The 15,538-nt window shown below is 72.6% G+C and carries 16 protein-coding genes and 1 tRNA gene; 12 read left to right on the top strand and 5 right to left on the bottom strand.

The annotated features are described in order from the left end of the window. The first annotated feature begins 335 nt into the window (after window positions 1–335). On the top strand, window positions 336–3,071 hold the full coding sequence (locus ABME01_RS06715; protein ID WP_436407411.1) for an Rne/Rng family ribonuclease: 2,736 nt from the start codon (window positions 336–338) through the stop codon (window positions 3,069–3,071). Here ABME01_RS06715 and ABME01_RS06710 read toward each other — a convergent pair. Then, a complete protein-coding gene (locus tag ABME01_RS06710) occupies window positions 3,057–3,338 on the bottom strand; it encodes a DUF4031 domain-containing protein (protein ID WP_353827599.1) in 282 nt (93 codons plus the stop codon). The genes ABME01_RS06715 and ABME01_RS06710 overlap by 15 nt on opposite strands. Before the next feature lie 241 nt (window positions 3,339–3,579). On the opposite strand from ABME01_RS06710, the gene rplU reads away from it, so the two are divergent. The 10 genes from rplU to ABME01_RS06660 all read left to right on the top strand — a co-directional run bounded on the left by rplU (window position 3,580) and on the right by ABME01_RS06660 (window position 10,730). Next, window positions 3,580–3,888 carry a 50S ribosomal protein L21 gene (gene rplU, locus ABME01_RS06705; protein ID WP_353827598.1) on the top strand — a complete coding sequence of 103 codons (309 nt, stop codon included), beginning with the start codon at window positions 3,580–3,582 and terminating at the stop codon, window positions 3,886–3,888. A 21-nt stretch (window positions 3,889–3,909) separates the two neighbouring features. After that, window positions 3,910–4,167 carry a 50S ribosomal protein L27 gene (gene rpmA, locus ABME01_RS06700; RefSeq protein WP_353827597.1) on the top strand — a complete coding sequence of 86 codons (258 nt, stop codon included), beginning with the start codon at window positions 3,910–3,912 and terminating at the stop codon, window positions 4,165–4,167. A 68-nt stretch (window positions 4,168–4,235) separates the two neighbouring features. Further along, window positions 4,236–5,750, top strand: a complete 1,515-nt coding sequence (gene obgE, locus ABME01_RS06695) for a GTPase ObgE (RefSeq protein ID WP_353827596.1) — start codon at window positions 4,236–4,238, stop codon at window positions 5,748–5,750. Beyond that, window positions 5,747–6,532, top strand: coding sequence for a glutamate 5-kinase (gene proB, locus ABME01_RS06690; RefSeq protein ID WP_353827595.1), 786 nt, complete (start codon window positions 5,747–5,749; stop codon window positions 6,530–6,532). The genes obgE and proB overlap by 4 nt, the downstream gene beginning before the upstream one ends. Before the next feature lie 47 nt (window positions 6,533–6,579). Continuing rightward, window positions 6,580–7,860: a glutamate-5-semialdehyde dehydrogenase gene (locus ABME01_RS06685; protein ID WP_353827594.1), complete on the top strand. Its 1,281-nt coding sequence runs from the start codon at window positions 6,580–6,582 to the stop codon at window positions 7,858–7,860. A gap of 69 nt (window positions 7,861–7,929) precedes the next feature. Continuing rightward, entirely contained in the window at window positions 7,930–8,151 is a 222-nt protein-coding gene (locus ABME01_RS06680; RefSeq protein ID WP_353827593.1) for a hypothetical protein, read from the top strand. Between the two features lie 15 nt (window positions 8,152–8,166). Next, a complete protein-coding gene (gene nadD / locus ABME01_RS06675; protein ID WP_353827592.1) occupies window positions 8,167–8,766 on the top strand; it encodes a nicotinate-nucleotide adenylyltransferase in 600 nt (199 codons plus the stop codon). A 605-nt stretch (window positions 8,767–9,371) separates the two neighbouring features. Beyond that, the gene (locus tag ABME01_RS06670; protein WP_353827591.1) at window positions 9,372–10,082 is read left to right on the top strand and encodes a hypothetical protein; all 711 of its coding nucleotides are present in this window, start codon (window positions 9,372–9,374) and stop codon (window positions 10,080–10,082) included. An 82-nt stretch (window positions 10,083–10,164) separates the two neighbouring features. After that, on the top strand, window positions 10,165–10,575 hold the full coding sequence (gene rsfS / locus ABME01_RS06665; RefSeq protein ID WP_353827590.1) for a ribosome silencing factor: 411 nt from the start codon (window positions 10,165–10,167) through the stop codon (window positions 10,573–10,575). A gap of 79 nt (window positions 10,576–10,654) precedes the next feature. Continuing rightward, window positions 10,655–10,730, top strand: a tRNA-Ala gene (locus ABME01_RS06660). A gap of 106 nt (window positions 10,731–10,836) precedes the next feature. On the opposite strand, the gene ABME01_RS06655 is transcribed toward ABME01_RS06660, so the two are convergent. Beyond that, entirely contained in the window at window positions 10,837–11,052 is a 216-nt protein-coding gene (locus tag ABME01_RS06655) for a hypothetical protein (protein WP_353827589.1), read from the bottom strand. Window positions 11,053–11,173: 121 nt separating this feature from the next. Between ABME01_RS06655 and ABME01_RS06650 the strand changes: the two genes are divergently transcribed. Beyond that, window positions 11,174–11,674: a hypothetical protein gene (locus tag ABME01_RS06650; RefSeq protein WP_353827588.1), complete on the top strand. Its 501-nt coding sequence runs from the start codon at window positions 11,174–11,176 to the stop codon at window positions 11,672–11,674. Window positions 11,675–11,753: 79 nt separating this feature from the next. On the opposite strand, the gene ABME01_RS06645 is transcribed toward ABME01_RS06650, so the two are convergent. The 3 genes from ABME01_RS06645 to pdhA are packed head-to-tail and all read right to left on the bottom strand — an operon-like array spanning window position 11,754 to window position 15,450. After that, window positions 11,754–13,298 (bottom strand): dihydrolipoamide acetyltransferase family protein, encoded by a 1,545-nt coding sequence (locus tag ABME01_RS06645; protein ID WP_353827587.1) that lies wholly within the window; start codon window positions 13,296–13,298, stop codon window positions 11,754–11,756. Then, on the bottom strand, window positions 13,295–14,323 hold the full coding sequence (locus ABME01_RS06640) for an alpha-ketoacid dehydrogenase subunit beta (RefSeq protein ID WP_353827586.1): 1,029 nt from the start codon (window positions 14,321–14,323) through the stop codon (window positions 13,295–13,297). The genes ABME01_RS06645 and ABME01_RS06640 overlap by 4 nt, the downstream gene beginning before the upstream one ends. After that, window positions 14,320–15,450, bottom strand: coding sequence for a pyruvate dehydrogenase (acetyl-transferring) E1 component subunit alpha (gene pdhA / locus ABME01_RS06635; RefSeq protein ID WP_353827585.1), 1,131 nt, complete (start codon window positions 15,448–15,450; stop codon window positions 14,320–14,322). Before pdhA ends, ABME01_RS06640 begins: the two co-directional genes overlap by 4 nt. Window positions 15,451–15,538: the final 88 nt, after the last annotated feature.

Raw genomic sequence — 15,538 nt, 5'->3', positions numbered from 1 at the left:
GATAATCGATGCAGTCGCCCGGGCCGCGCCCGGAGCGGCGCCAACGGAGGCTTCGAGGATGCACCGCATCCCACCCCGCGGATGAACCGCGAGATTTGGCGTCACCGGCACCCGCCGGGCGCAGCAGAGTAAGGATTGGTGGCCCAGCGCGAGTCGCGTGAGGGCCGCTCCGAGGAGTACGGGAACGATGGCGCGGCCGTCGATCCCGGTGTAGGAGTGCACCAGAGATGGTGGAAGACAACGCAACACCGCCGAACGCACCCGAGGGTGATTCGACCCGCCGACGCGGCAGCCTGTTCGGCTCGCGCCGGGCAGGGTCCCGCCGAGCCCAGGTCGTGCCGCGTGCCGCCGACGACGCGGCGGCCCCGGTCGACGAGGCCGCGGTCGCGGACGGCGTCGACGCGGCGACCACCGCCGGCCGCGTCGCCTCCGAGGCGACGCCGGCGACGGCGGAGGCCGATTCCGAGCCGACCGAGCCGACGGCGGACGAGCGCCAGTCGTCGGACGCGGACGACGCTGAGGACGTGGCGTCGGACGCGCCGGCCGACGACCGGGCCGACGCCGATGACGCGACGCCTCGAGCGCCCGAGCCGGCTGACGGAGACGCCGACGCCGACGCCACCGGGGGTGGCTCCGGAACGACCGACGCGGCCGAGGACGGCGGCGAGCCCGAGGCCGGGTCGCCCATCCCGTCGGAGCTGAGCACCACCTCGCTGATCTTCCATGCTCCGCCGGTGTTCGAGCTGCCCGCCCAGCGCGAGCGCACGGAGCGCGGCGATCGCGGGGACCGCTCCGGCGAGCGCGAGGCGGCCGAGCGCGAGGGTTCGAACGTGCGCCGTCGGTCCCGTCGCCGTAGCGGCGAGGAGTCGCGCGCGAACGGCGACGACCCCGCGAACACCGTCGTCAAGGTCCGCAAGCCCCGCGAGCCCGAGCTCATCACCGAGCCCCAGAAGGTGAAGGGCTCCACGCGCCTCGAGGCGAAGAAGCAGCGCCGCCGGGACGGCCGCGACGCCGGCCGCCGCCGGGCCGTCATCACCGAGGCCGAGTTCCTGGCCCGCCGCGAGTCCGTCGACCGGCAGATGGTCGTGCGGCAGAAGGGCGGCCGCATCCAGATCGGCGTCCTCGAGGACGACGTGCTCGTCGAGCACTACGTGGCGCGCAACCAGGACGCGTCGCTCATCGGCAACGTCTACCTCGGTCGCGTGCAGAACGTGCTCCCCTCGATGGAGGCCGCGTTCGTCGACATCGGCCGGGGCCGCAACGCGGTCCTGTACTCGGGCGAGGTCGACTGGGACGCCGCCGCCGAGAACGGCGAGAAGAACCAGCCGCGCCGGATCGAGCTCGCGCTGAAGCCCGGCGACCGCGTGCTCGTCCAGGTCACCAAGGACCCGGTGGGTCACAAGGGCGCGCGCCTCACCAGCCAGATCTCCCTGCCCGGCCGCTACCTCGTGTACGTGCCCAACGGCTCGATGAACGGCATCAGCCGCAAGCTCCCCGACACCGAGCGCGCGCGCCTGAAGAAGATCCTCAAGGAGGTCCTCCCCGAGAACCAGGGCGTGATCGTCCGCACCGCGGCCGAGGGCGCCACCGAGGAGCAGCTCACGCGCGACGTCAATCGCCTGGTCTCGCAGTGGAAGGACGTCTCCGCCACGGTCGAGAAGGTGCAGGCTCCGGCGTTGCTGCACTCGGAGCCCGACCTGCTCATCAAGATCGTCCGAGACGTCTTCAACGAGGACTTCCAGAAGATGATCATCTCCGGCGACGACGCGCGTCGGACGATCGAGAAGTACCTCGGCCAGGTCGCACCCGACCTCCTCGAGCGCGTGGAGGCCTACGAGGGCGAGCGCGACGCGTTCGACGAGTTCCGCATCAGCGAGCAGATCGACAAGGCGCTCGAGCGCAAGGTGTGGCTGCCGTCCGGCGGCTCGCTGATCATCGACCGCACCGAGGCGATGACGGTCATCGACGTCAACACCGGCAAGTTCGTCGGCTCGGGCGGCAATCTCGAGGAGACCGTCACCAAGAACAACCTCGAGGCGGCCGAGGAGATCGTCCGCCAGCTGCGCCTGCGCGACATCGGCGGCATCATCGTCGTCGACTTCATCGACATGGTGCTCGAGTCCAACCGCGACCTCGTGCTGCGGCGTCTGGTCGAGTGCCTGTCGCGCGACCGGACGAAGCACCAGGTCGCGGAGGTCACCTCGCTCGGCCTCGTGCAGATGACCCGCAAGAAGCTCGGCCTGGGCCTGCTGGAGTCGTTCAGCGAGCCGTGCGAGGTGTGCGCCGGACGGGGCATCATCGTGCACCACGAGCCGATCGCCAAGCACCGCGCACCGCAGCAGGTCGAGCGCCGGCGCAACCGCGGCGGCGGCGGAGGCGGCGGCGCCGCCGGTGGGAGTGGCGGCGGCGGAGCCTCGCAGTCCCAGCAGGCGGTCGACAAGGCGCATCAGGGCACCCACAGCATCACCGACGACGTGAAGAACGCGCTCGCGCAGATCGCGGCGTCGACGGTCTCGCACCAGGAGCAGCGGCCCGCCGCGGAGGCCGACGGCGCTGCCGTCGCCCCGGCGGGCACGGCCGAGGGGTCCGCGCCCGCCGCGGCGTCGTCCGATGCGCCGCGCAGCGAGGGCGGGTCCTCGCGCTCGGGTCGCCGCGGTCGTCGCCGAGCCTCGCGTGGATCCGGGACGACCCCGCAGGGCGGCGAGCGGACGAGCGGCGAGGAGCGTGCCGCGGAGGCCGGTCGAGCCGGCGCGTCGCGCGAGCCGGCCCCGGCCGCCGCGTCGGAGGCTCCGGCATCCGAGGCTCCCGCGGAGCGGCCGGCCCCGATCATCGACCTGCCCGAGGCGGCTCCCGCGCGTCGCGAGCGTCCGTCGGGGACGAGCGACCCCGAGGCGCTCCTCGGTTCGGTGCTCGACGCGCTGCCGTCGCCGAAGGCGGCCGGGGAGGGGCGCTCGCGTTCCAAGAGCCGTCGCGTGACGACCGCAGCGCTCAGCCCGACGGGCGCACCGCCGGTGATCACGCGGCCCGACGAGCCCGCCGCGGACTCGGAGGCGGAGTCAGGCGCCGAGTGATCGGCGCCGGTCTCGCGGCCTGACGCGGAGCCCGCTCGCTGCGAGGCGGCGGACGAGTTCGCGGGCCGGTACTGGTTCCGCCCCGGCCGCGACGAGCTCGTCGTACCGCTCGGCGGGCACGTCGTAGTGGTCGAGGTCGAAGCCGCGTCGCGGGATGCCCTCGCGGTCCGCGAACGCGACGAGCTCGTCGATCGACGTGTCGCTCACCAGGTGCGACCACACGGTGCCGTGCTTCGGCCAGAGGGGCGGGTCGATGAGCACGGCCATGCGGCGAGTGTACGCCGCGGTTCGGTGCCCGAGACCCGGGAGCCGACACGCGGTCGGCGCGCGTTTGACCGCTCTCAGGAACCTCCGGTAGACTCTCCCGTTGGTGCCACCGGCTTATCCCGGCGGGCACGCACAGTTTTCTGGCAGTGACGACCCTCATTCCCGCTGGGGTCATCCGCGCAGTGACATCCCATCCCAGGCAGTCGGAGTCCGATGGACTCCCCAGAGATAGGTACGAGAAGTGGTTTACGCAGTAGTGCGCGCCGGTGGTCGGCAGGAGAAGGTCGAGGTCGGCACCATCGTGACGATGGACCGGATCAAGGCCGACAAGGACGGCAACGTGCAGCTCACGCCCGTCCTCCTCGTCGACGGCGACAAGATCACCTCCGACGCGAAGTCGCTCGCCAAGATCACGGTCACGGCCGAGGTCCTGAACGACCTTCGCGGTCCGAAGATCGTGATCCAGAAGTTCAAGAACAAGACCGGCTACAAGAAGCGCCAGGGCCACCGTCAGGAGCTCACGCGCGTCAAGATCACCGGCATCAAGTAACGGCCAGAGGAGACAGGGACAATGGCACACAAGAAGGGTGCGAGCTCCACTCGCAACGGTCGTGACTCGAACGCGCAGTACCTCGGCGTGAAGCGCTTCGGTGGTCAGGTCGTCAAGGCCGGCGAGATCCTCGTCCGCCAGCGCGGCACCCACTTCCACCCCGGTGCGGGTGTGGGTCGCGGCGGCGACGACACGCTGTTCGCCCTCGAGGCGGGCGCGGTCGAGTTCGGCAAGAAGGGCGGCCGCAAGGTCGTGAACATCGTCACGGTCGACGCGTAAGCGAGATCGGTTTCGTGAGGGCGGGCTTCGGCTCGCCCTCACGCGTTTCCTGAGAGGAGGGCAGCGGCATGGTGAGCTTCGTCGACCAGGTCAAGCTGTTCCTGCGCGCCGGTCACGGCGGCAATGGCTGCGTCTCGGTGCGCCGAGAGAAGTTCAAGCCGCTCGCCGGCCCCGACGGCGGCAACGGCGGTGACGGCGGCGACATCGTGCTCGTCGCCGACCCGCAGGTGACGACCCTGCTCGCGTACCACGGGCGTCCGCACCGCTCCTCCGAGAACGGCCAGCCCGGCCAGGGCGACAACCGATCCGGTTCCGCCGGCGTCGACCTCGAGCTGCCCGTTCCCGTCGGCACGGTCGTGAAGGACGAGGACGGCCTCGAGCTCGCCGACCTCACCGAACCGGGCACGCGCGTCGTGATCGCCCAGGGCGGTCAGGGCGGACTCGGCAACGCGGCGCTCGCGACGACGAAGCGCAAGGCGCCCGGATTCGCGCTGCTCGGCACGCCCGGCTTCGAGGGCGAGGTCACCCTCGAGCTCAAGACGATCGCCGACGTGGCCCTCGTCGGCTTCCCCTCGGCGGGCAAGTCGAGCCTGATCGCGGCGATGTCGGCCGCACGGCCGAAGATCGCCGACTACCCCTTCACCACGCTGCACCCGAACCTCGGCGTCGTGCAGGCGGGCGACCACCGGTTCACCGTCGCCGACGTGCCGGGACTCATCGAGGGCGCGAGCGAGGGCAAGGGCCTCGGACTCGAGTTCCTCCGCCACGTCGAGCGCTGCTCGGCGCTGCTGCACGTGCTCGACTGCGCGACGCTCGAGCCCGGTCGCGACCCGATCAGCGACCTCGACGTCATCCTCGCGGAGCTCGGGGCCTACGAGGTCCCCGAGGGCCAGGTGCCGCTGCTGCAGCGACCCCAGCTCGTCGCGCTCAACAAGGTCGACGTGCCGGAGGCGCGCGAACTGGCGGACTTCGTGCGGCCGGAGCTGGAGTCGCGCGGGTACCGCGTGTTCGAGATCTCCACGGTCAGCCACGAGGGCCTGCGACAGCTCGGCTTCGCGCTCGGCGAGGTCGTCGACGCGGCCCGCGCGGAGGCGGCCGCCGAGCCCGAGGCGCCGCGCATCGTGCTGCGCCCGCGCGCGGTCAAGGAGGCCGAGTTCGTGGTCCGCCCCGAGGGCGGCAGCTACGGCACCATCTACCGCGTGCTGGGCGCGAAGCCCGAGCGCTGGGTCGCGCAGACCGACTTCCAGAACGACGAGGCCGTCGGCTACCTCGCCGACCGGCTCGCGCGCCTGGGCGTGGAGGAGGAACTCGTCCGCGCCGGTGCCGTCGCCGGGTCGACCGTCGTGATCGGCCCGGGCGCGGGTGTGGTGTTCGACTGGGAGCCGACCCTCACCTCGACCGCGGAGCTCATCACGTCGCCGCGCGGGTCCGACGACCGACTCGACGAGCGTCGCCGGGCGACCCGAGCCGAGCGTCGCAGCGACTACCACGAGCGCATGGATGCCAAGGCCGAGGCGCGTGCCGAGCTCGAGCGCGAGCGCGAGGCGGGGATCTGGAGCGACGAGGACGAGGACCGGGCATGACCCGTCTGACCCGCGACGGCATCGCCTCGGCGCGCCGGATCGTCGTGAAGGTCGGATCCTCCTCGATCTCCGGCGCGAACGTCGGGCAGATCGCCCCGCTCGTCGACGCCCTCGCGGCCGCGCACGAGCGCGGCGCCGAGGTCATGCTCGTCTCGTCGGGCGCGATCGCGACCGGCATGCCCTACCTGCAGCTCGACGCCCGGCCCGACGACCTCGCGACGCAGCAGGCCGCGGCGTCCGTCGGGCAGAACATCCTCATCTTCCGGTACCAGGAGTCGCTGCGCCGGTACCGCATCGTGGCCGGGCAGGTGCTCCTCACGGCCGGCGACCTCGAGAACCCCACGCACCGGCTCAACGCGCAGCGCGCGATGGAGCGGCTGCTGGGCCTCCGGATCCTGCCGATCGTCAACGAGAACGACACGGTCGCGACCCACGAGATCCGGTTCGGCGACAACGACCGGCTCGCGGCGCTCGTCGCCGAGCTCACCGGCGCCGACCTGCTCGTGCTCCTCTCCGACGTCGACGCGCTCTACACCCGTCCGCCGCATGTCGAGGGCGCCGAGCGCATCGCGCACGTCCCGTACGGCGACGAGCTCGCGGGCGTCGAGATCGGATCGGTCGGTCGCGCGGGCGTGGGCACCGGCGGCGCGGAGACCAAGGTCTCCGCCGCTCGGATCGCGGCGGCCTCCGGGACCGGCGTCCTCGTGACCGCGACGTCGCTCGTGGCCGAAGCGCTCGCCGGTGCGCCCATCGGCACGTGGTTCGAGCCGGCCGACGACTGACGTCACACGGCGGCATCCGGGTCCGCACGCCGAACTAGGCTGGCAGCATGACCGACCTGCGCACCGCCCCCGCCGACCTCGCCGAGGTGCTCGACGCGCGCCTGGCCGCCGCGAAGGATGCCGCGCGACGACTCGCGCGAGCGACCACGGCCGAGAAGGATGCCGCGCTCGAGGCGATCGCGGCCCTGCTGCGGGCTCGGGCCGACGACATCGTCGCGGCGAACCGCGCTGACCTCGATGCGGGCCGGGCCGCGGGGATCGGCACCGGGCTGCTCGACCGGCTGACGCTCGACGCCTCGCGCATCGACGCCATCGCCGATGCCGTGCTCGACGTCGTGCAGCTCGGCGACCCGGTCGGCGAGACCGTGAGCGGACGAACCCTTCCGAACGGCGTCCGCATCGAGCAGGTGCGCGTGCCGCTCGGCGTGGTCGGGGCGATCTACGAGGCGCGTCCCAACGTGACCGTCGACATCGCCGCCCTCGCGCTGAAGAGCGGGAACGCGGTGGCGCTCCGCGGCGGGTCGGCCGCCGAGCGGACGAACGCCGTGCTCGTCGACGTGCTGCGCGAGGCGATCGCCTCGACGGGGCTGCCGGGCGACGTCGTCCAGACCGTCGACGACTTCGGACGCGACGGCGCCCGCCATCTGATGCGCGCGCGCGAGCACGTCGACGTCCTGATCCCGCGGGGGAGCGCCTCGCTCATCCGCGCGGTGGTCGACGAGGCGACCGTGCCGGTGATCGAGACCGGCGCCGGCGTCGTGCACATGTTCCTCGACGAGAGCGCGCGCGAGGACTGGGCCGTCGACCTGGTGCACAATGCGAAGGTGCAGCGGCCGAGCGTCTGCAACGCGCTCGAGACCCTGCTGGTGCACGCGGATGCCGCCGACCGGCTCCTGCCGCCCGTGATCGCCCGGCTCGAGGCCTCGGGCGTGACCGTGCACGGCGACGAGCGGGTGCGTGCCATCCACCCCGGTGCCCTGCCCACGACCGACGAGGACTGGGCGATCGAGCACATGAGCCTCGATCTCAACGTCGGGGTCGTCGATTCGCTCGACGACGCGCTCGCGCACATCCGGCGGTACTCGACGCGCCACACGGAGTCGATCGTGACCAACGACCTCGGCAACGCGGAGCGCTTCCTCGACGAGGTCGATGCCGCGGCCGTGATGGTCAACGCCTCGACCCGGTTCACCGACGGCGCCGAGTTCGGCTTCGGAGCCGAGGTCGGCATCTCCACGCAGAAGCTGCACGCGCGCGGTCCGATGGGCCTGCCCGAGCTCACGAGCACCAAGTGGATCGTGCGTGGCGCGGGCCACGTGCGCGCGTGAACGTGGACGGGACCCCGCCCACCGGTAGACTGTCCTGAGCGTCACCCGAAAGACCTGGAGGAACGGCTGATGAGCCTGGCGACCGCACTGCACACGAGCACGGTCCTGACCGAGACCGTCCACGCGAGGGAGCTCCCGTTCGACCCGATCTGGTTCGGCGTGATCGTCTTCTCGATCTTCGTGGCCCTCGGGTTCGTGACGTACTCGTACCGCGACGTCGCCAACCGGCACCGGTCCAAGGCCGAGGCGTACGCCGCCCGGCACGCGGGAGACGAGCACGGCGGTCACTGACCCGGCGACCAGGCGATGACCTCGGACGCACGGCGATCCCGCCTCGGCGTGATGGGCGGCACATTCGACCCGATCCACCACGGGCACCTCGTGGCGGCGAGCGAGGTCGCGAACGAGTTCGACCTCGACGAGGTCGTGTTCGTCCCGACCGGCCGGCCCTACCACAAGGGAGAGGTGACGCCGGCGGAGCACCGGTACCTGATGACCGTCATCGCCACGGCGTCGAACCCGAGGTTCACGGTGAGCCGGGTCGACCTCGATCGCGAGAAGCCCACGTACACGATCGACACCCTCCGCGACATCCGTCGGGAACGGCCGGAGGCGGACCTCTTCTTCATCTCGGGCTCGGATGCCATCGCGCAGATCCTGTCCTGGAAGGACGTCGACGAGCTCTGGGGGCTCGCGCACTTCGTCGCTGTGAGTCGTCCGGGACATGCGCTCTCCGTTTCGGGTCTGCCTGAGCAGGACGTAAGCTTGCTGGAAGTCCCAGCGCTGGCGATCTCGTCGACCGACTGCCGGGAACGAGTGCACCGGGGTTCGCCGGTGTGGTACTTGGTGCCTGACGGGGTCGTCCAGTACATCTCCAAGCACCACCTCTACCGGAGTGTCGAATGACGTCGTCGCAGGAACCGCCGCTCACGCGACGTGAGCTGCGCGAGCGCGAGCGCCTGCGCGAGCAGCAGCGTGCCGCGGCGTCACCGCCTGCCGCCGGCGCGGGCGCGCCGCCCCAGCAGCCGCCGTACCCGCCGCAAGGACCATCGCAGGGGCAGCCCCCGGCCGCCCAGCAGCGACCCCCGCAGCCGTATCCGCCCCAGCAGCGCCCCCAGCAGCCCGATCCGCGAGGGCCGATGCCGCCGCGCCAGGCACCCCAGCAGGGGATGCCTCATCAGGGCATGCCGCCGCAGGCACCGGCCGACCGGGCGGGGGCACCGGGCCAGCGGCCTCCGCAGGCGCCGCCGCAGGGCTGGCAGGATCCGCGCCGCCCGGGAGGTCAGCCGGGGCCGCGCCAGCCGGCCGGCCCGACGCGGTCGGGACCGATGCCGACACCGCGCCCGGCGACGGCATCCGGTCCGATGCCGGTGCCCGCCGACGGTCGCGCGTACCCGCCGCAGGGGCCGTCGCACGGCGGCCCGGCACGTCCACCGCAGGGCCCGCCGCGCGGCGGGGCCGCTCCGCAGACCACTCCGGAACGCACGCTCACGCGCCGAGAGCTCCGGGCGATGCTCGAGGCGCACTCGGGCGATGGCTTCGACCTCGACGAACCCGAGCCGGAGCCCGCACGACGTCCGGCGCCCGGCGGCGGCGCGCCGCAGCGACCGCCGCGACCGGGCGGGGGTGCCCCACCGCAGGGTCGCCCGCAGCGCCCTCCGCACCAGGCGGCGCCGTCGCGCGCCGCGGCGCCGCACACCACCGTCGACGGCGGCCTCGACGAGCCCGTCGCGGCGCCGAAGCCGGTCGGTCATTGGACGTCGCAGCTGAACCTCCCCGAGGAGCGCTCCGAGCCGTACGACCAGCTGCTCTCGCGCGGCGGCTCGATGCGCGGCGTCCCGACGACCACGAACGCCCTGATCCTCCCGTCGCTGCCCGATGACGGCGGCATCGGCCAGCCGTTCGCTCCGAGCGGCGAGATCATCGTCACCGGCTCGATCGACCTCCCGCGCAGCTACGGCGCGACCGGCGTGCACCCGAGCCAGGTCGATTCCAGCGACGTCGATCGCCTCTTCGACTCGGTCGAGGACGTGTCCGGGCCCGGTGTCGCCCCGATCTCGGCGACCCGCGCGATCAGCACGCAGCAGCCGAACAAGGCCATGATGGCCCCGCCGTCGAAGGAAGCCATGAACGTCCCGCTCGTGCTCGCCGTGACGGCCGGCGTGCTCGCGCTCGGCGTCGTCGCGACGCTCATCGTCGGCGCGGTCGCAGGGCTGTTCTGAGCGTGATGGACCCGTACGTCGCGATGCGGGAGAGGGACACCAGGGGAGTGACCGCACCGTCGGCCTCCGGGAAGTCGAGGACATGACCGCATCCGAGAACGCACGTCACCTGCTCGAGGTCGCCGCACGCGCGGCCGACGCGAAGGGTGGCGAGGACCTCGTCGCGCTCGACGTGTCCGAGCCGCTGCCCTTCGCCGATGTCTTCCTGCTCGTCAGCGGCACGGCGGAGCGCAACGTGGTGGCGATCGCCGATGCCGTCGTCGAGGCCCTCCGCGACGGCGAGGGGCAGGAGGTGCTGCGGCGGGAGGGACGCGACGGCGGCCGCTGGGCGCTGCTCGACTTCGGCGACCTCGTCGTGCACGTGTTCCACCGCGAGGAGCGGACGTACTACGGCCTCGAGCGGCTCTGGCGCGACTGCCCGGCGATCCCGGTCGCCCCGATGCTCGAGCGCGACGACTCGTCCGCGCCGTCGGCCGGGGGCCCTCAGCGGTGAGTTCACCTCGATTTCGTTTCCGCCGGAGGGCTGTTGTAAGCTGATCTCGTTGCCCGGAAGGGCGGCGGAAGCACCGAATGGGTCTGTGGCGCAGCTGGTAGCGCACCTGCATGGCATGCAGGGGGTCAGGGGTTCGAGTCCCCTCAGATCCACCAACAGGAATCAGTTCCAGAGCAACCCCCGAGCCCGCGGCTCGGGGGTTTCGTCGTCCGTGGGCCCATGGCGCACCCGTTCGACACAGCGGGGTGGCCTCGGCGGGGATCAGGCGGCGTGCGCCCCGTGGCCCCGGCGAGCGCGCACCACGGAGTCGGGTGCAGCGGTGAAGCGCCCGGGACGCCCGGCCTCGGTGACGTACTGCACCCGGATGCCGCGCCCGATGCGCGCGACCCTCGTGATCTCGTACGAGCCGCCGGTGGCGCTGACGAGGGTGTCGCCTGCGGCGAGTTCCCTGGCCTGCGTGAGTTCGACGATTCCCATGTCGAGAGGTTCTCATGACCCGCCGACATCGCGACCCGCCGCCCGCGGCGCGCATGCTTGACCCTCCCTCGCACTCGGCCCACAATTGGGGGACATCCGACTACTGGGGGACTGCGCGAACATGAGCGACACGACCGTCCGAACCGCCGAAGCCTCGAACGCCGATCCCGCGTACGGCGACACGGTGGTGTTCCAGAGCGAGCCCGAGCCCGCGGAGTCCTCGGGAGCCGCGAAGCGCGGATCCTGGAGCCGCGACCTGCGGTTCATGCTCGTCGTGCTCGCGGCGATCGCCGCCCTGTTCCTCTCCTTCGCCCTGGTCGTGGCGTTCAGCCCCGATGCCTCCGGCATCGCCGCGCTCGCCATCATCGCCGCCCCCGTCGCCACGATGGTGGCCGCGTACTACGGCATCTCGCTCGCCCTGCGGCAGGTCGCCGACGCGCGACGCGCCGCCGAGGCCGCCGACGCGCGTGCCCGCGCCGCCGAGACGAGCGCGCGGGAGTCCGACGCCTGGGCCGCGCAGATGGAGTCCGGACTGCGCGTCGCGGTGGCCAAGCTCGTGGCGGCGCGCATCGAGACGCGAGACGTGGAGCGTGCGGCCGGCACGTCGGACGACTTCTTCTAGACCGGCGGGAGCCCGGAACGACGACGGCGCATCCGATGCGGATGCGCCGTCGCCATGCCCGTGGACCCGGTGGGGCCGATCAGAGGTCGGCGAGCAGCGAGATCGGCCGCTCGATGCAGCGCGCGACGTACGTCAGGAAGGCGGCGGCTTCCGCGCCGTCGCAGACGCGGTGGTCGAAGGAGATCGTCAGCTCGGTGACCGTCCGCACGGCGAGCGCGCCGTCGACAACCCAGGGCCGCTCCACGAGTCGCCCGATGCCGAGCATCGCCGCCTCGGGGTGGTTGATGATCGCCGCCGAGCCGTCCACCCCGAGGGTGCCGTAGTTGTTCAGCGTGAACGTGCCGCCGCTCAGGGCGTCCGGAGGGAACGCACCCGACGCCGACTGCTCGGTGCGCGCCTGCACGGCGTCGCGCAGGCCGCGCAGCGACATCCGCTCGGCGCCGTGGACCACGGGGACCATCAGGCCCCTCGGGGTCTGCGCCGCGAGGCCCAGGTTCACCCCGTCGTGCAGGAGGAGCTCGTTCCGCTCGGCGTCGAAGCTGGCATTGAGCGACGGATGGCGCTGCAGCGCCGCGACCACGAAGCGCGCCACGAGCGCCGTGACGCCGAAGCGCTCCCCGGTGGCCTCGTTGAGCTGACGGCGCGCGGCGAGCAGCTCCGTGGCGTCCACGTCCATCCAGACGGTCGCCTCGGGGATCTCGCGCCGCGACCGGCTGAAGTGGGCGGCGGCGGCGCGCTGGGTGCGATCGAGCGGGACGCGGTGCGTGCCGGGTCGGTCGGCGGGCGCGGGCGACGGTGCGGGGGACGCGGACGGTGCGGTCGGCAGTCCGGCGTGCGGCGCGGTGAGGCCGGCACGCGCCTCGTCGAGTTCCGCGATGAACGCCTCGACATCGCCGCGCGTCACCAGGCCGTCCGGCCCTGAGCCGAGGAGCTCGCTCGCGTCGAATCCGCTCTCGCGGGCGAGTCGGCGCACGATCGGGGAGATCACGGGGGAGTGGCGCCCGTGTTCGAGCGTGTGGGCGGCGTGGGCCTCGGCGACCGCGGCATCCTCGTCGCCGGATCCGGAGGGCGTGGACGGCGAGGGAGCGGCCTGAGCGCGCGACGGCGACTCCGTGGGCCGAGCGGCTTCGGCGGCCGGCGCGGGCGCGCCGTGCTCGGCCGCCCCAGTACCGCGACTCCGCCCGAAGCGCGACGGCGCGGACGAGGACCGGGCGGTCGCGGTGCTCGCGCGCGTGCCGTATCCGATCAGCACGGCTCCGGACTCCTCGCCCGCGGCCTCGGTCGGCACGGCGATGCCGGGCTCGGCGGCCTCCGGCCGGTCCTGCGTCGCCGTGGCGCCGGACGACGTCCCGGCATCGGCATCCGCGGTCTCGACGGCCGCGCCGACCGGGGTCAGGCGCATCAGGACGTCGCCGGCGTGCAGCACCTGGCCCACCTCGCCGCCGAGCGTATCGACCACCCCGGCGAACGGCGTCGGGAGCTGCACGACCGACTTGGCCGACTCGAGCTCGACGACCGGCTGGTCGACGGCGACCTCGTCGCCGGGCGCGACGAGCCAGGCGACGACCTCGGCCTCGGTGAGGCCCTCGCCGAGGTCCGGCAGGATGAATTCGCGAGCGCTCATGCGAGGTCCCATTCCCAGGAGGCGAGTGCGTCGAGCACCCGGTCGGGCGTCGGCAGGTAGTGCTCCTCGAGCTTCGGCGACGGATACGGCACGTCGTACCCGGTGATCCGGAGGACCGGCGCGGCGAGGTGGAAGAAGTTGCGCTCCGTGAGCCGTGCGGCCACCTCCGCGCCGTACCCGCCGAACTGGGCCGCCTCGTGGATCACGGCGGCGCGCGACGTCTTGCGCAGCGAAGCGCCCACGGTCTCGTCGTCGAACGGGGAGAGGCTGCGCAGGTCGACGACCTCGATCGACAGCCCCTCGCCCTCGGCGGCGGCGGCGGCATCCAGCGCGGTGCGGACCGTCGGCCCGTACCCGATGAGGGTGACGTCGGAGCCCTCGCGGACGACCTGCGCCCGGTTCATCGGCGCGGTCTGCACGGGGAGGGCGAGTTCCGCCTTCGACCAGTACCGGCTCTTCGGCTCCATGAACACGACCGGGTCGTCGCTCTCGATCGCCTCGCGGAGCATCGAGTAGCCGTCGGCCGGGTTCGACGGCATGACGACGGTCAGGCCGGGCGTGGACGCCCAGTACGACTCGGACGAGTCCGAGTGGTGCTCGACGCCGCCGATCGCCCCGGCGCAGGGGATGCGGATCACCATGGGCAGGCTCACCCGCCCCTTCGTGCGGTTCCGCATCTTCGCGACGTGCGAGACGATCTGCTCGAAGGCCGGGTAGCTGAAGGCGTCGAACTGCATCTCGACGACCGGGCGCATGCCGTACATGGCCATGCCGATCGCGGTGCCGACGATCCCCGATTCGGCGAGGGGGGAGTCCCACACGCGTTCGTCTCCGAACCTCGCCTGCAGGCCGTCGGTCACGCGGAAGACGCCGCCGAGCGGCCCGACGTCCTCGCCGTAGACGACGACGCGGTCGTCCGCCTCCATGGCGTCGCGGAGGGCGGCGTTGAGCGCACCCGCCATCGTCATCGGCGCCGCCTCGGAGGCCGCGGGCTGTGACGTGCGTTCGGTCGCGGCCGTGCTCATCGAGCCACCTCCGACGCGGTGCCGGCGTGCGCGGCGAGCTCGGCCTCGAGCGCGGCGCGCTGCTCAGCGAGGGCGCTGCGCGGCGTCGCGTACACGTGGTCGAAGAGCTCGAGCGGGTCGAGGTCGGGGGCCTCGCCCATCGCGTCGCGCGTACGCGCCGCCAGCGCCTCGCCCGCCTCGGCGATCTCGGAGCGCGTCTCGTCGGTGAGCGCTCCCTCGGAGACGAGGTACTTCTCCAGTCGCTCGATCGGGTCGCGGCGCTTCCAGTGCTCGACGTCGCGCGACTGCCGGTACCGGGTCGGGTCGTCCGAGTTCGTGTGCGGTTCGATCCGGTAGGTCAGGCCCTCGATCAGCGTGGGGCCGTCGCCGGCGCGTGCGCGCTCGACCGCGGCGGCGGCGACCGCGTACATCGCGGCGATGTCGTTGCCGTCCACGTGGTAGCCGGGCATGCCGTAGCCGACGGCCTTGTCGGCCAGCGTGGCGGCGTGCGACTGGCGCGCGAGCGGCGTGCTGATGGCGAACTGGTTGTTCTGCACGAGGAAGACGGTGGGGGTCTGCCAGACGGCGGCGAAGTTGAACGCCTCGTGCGCGTCGCCCTCGCTCGTGGCGCCGTCGCCGAGGAACGTGAGGGTCACGATCGGGTCGTGCCGCAGGCGCGCCGCATGCGCCAGGCCCACGGCGTGCAGGGCCTGCGTGGCCAGGGGCGTGGCCATCGCGGCGGTGCGGTGGGCGTGCTGGTCCCATCCGTTGTGCCAATCGCCGCGGAAGGACTGCAGGATCTCGCCGGGCTCGAGGCCGCGGGTGAGCAGCGCGATGCTGTCGCGGTACGTGGGGAAGAACCAGTCGTCGGAGGTGATCGCCGAGATCACGCCGATCTCGCACGCCTCCTGGCCGTACGCGGACGGATACGTCGCGAGGCGCCCCTGCTTCGTGAGCGCGGTGACCTGCACGTCGAACCGGCGGGCGATGACCATGCGCCGGTAGAGCTCCAGCAGCGTCTCGACGGGCGGCAGCTCGAAGCCCCCGGTGACCCGGCCGTGCAGGGCGTGCCCCGCGTTGTCGAGGAGTCGGAGGGGCTTCTCTGAGGGGAGGACGCGTTGGTCCTGATGCTCGACGTTGAGGCTCATGTGGCCATGGTGCGCCAGTCTGCAGGGGTCGCGCTCGGGGTGCGAAGCAACCGTGAACGAACGGCACCGCAGGGGCGAAACGCGTGCC

The sequence above is a fragment of the Agromyces litoreus genome (genome assembly GCF_040496015.1).
In the GTDB taxonomy this organism is placed as follows: Bacteria; Actinomycetota; Actinomycetes; order Actinomycetales; family Microbacteriaceae; genus Agromyces; species Agromyces litoreus.
This window is presented reverse-complemented; position numbering and strand designations above follow the sequence as displayed.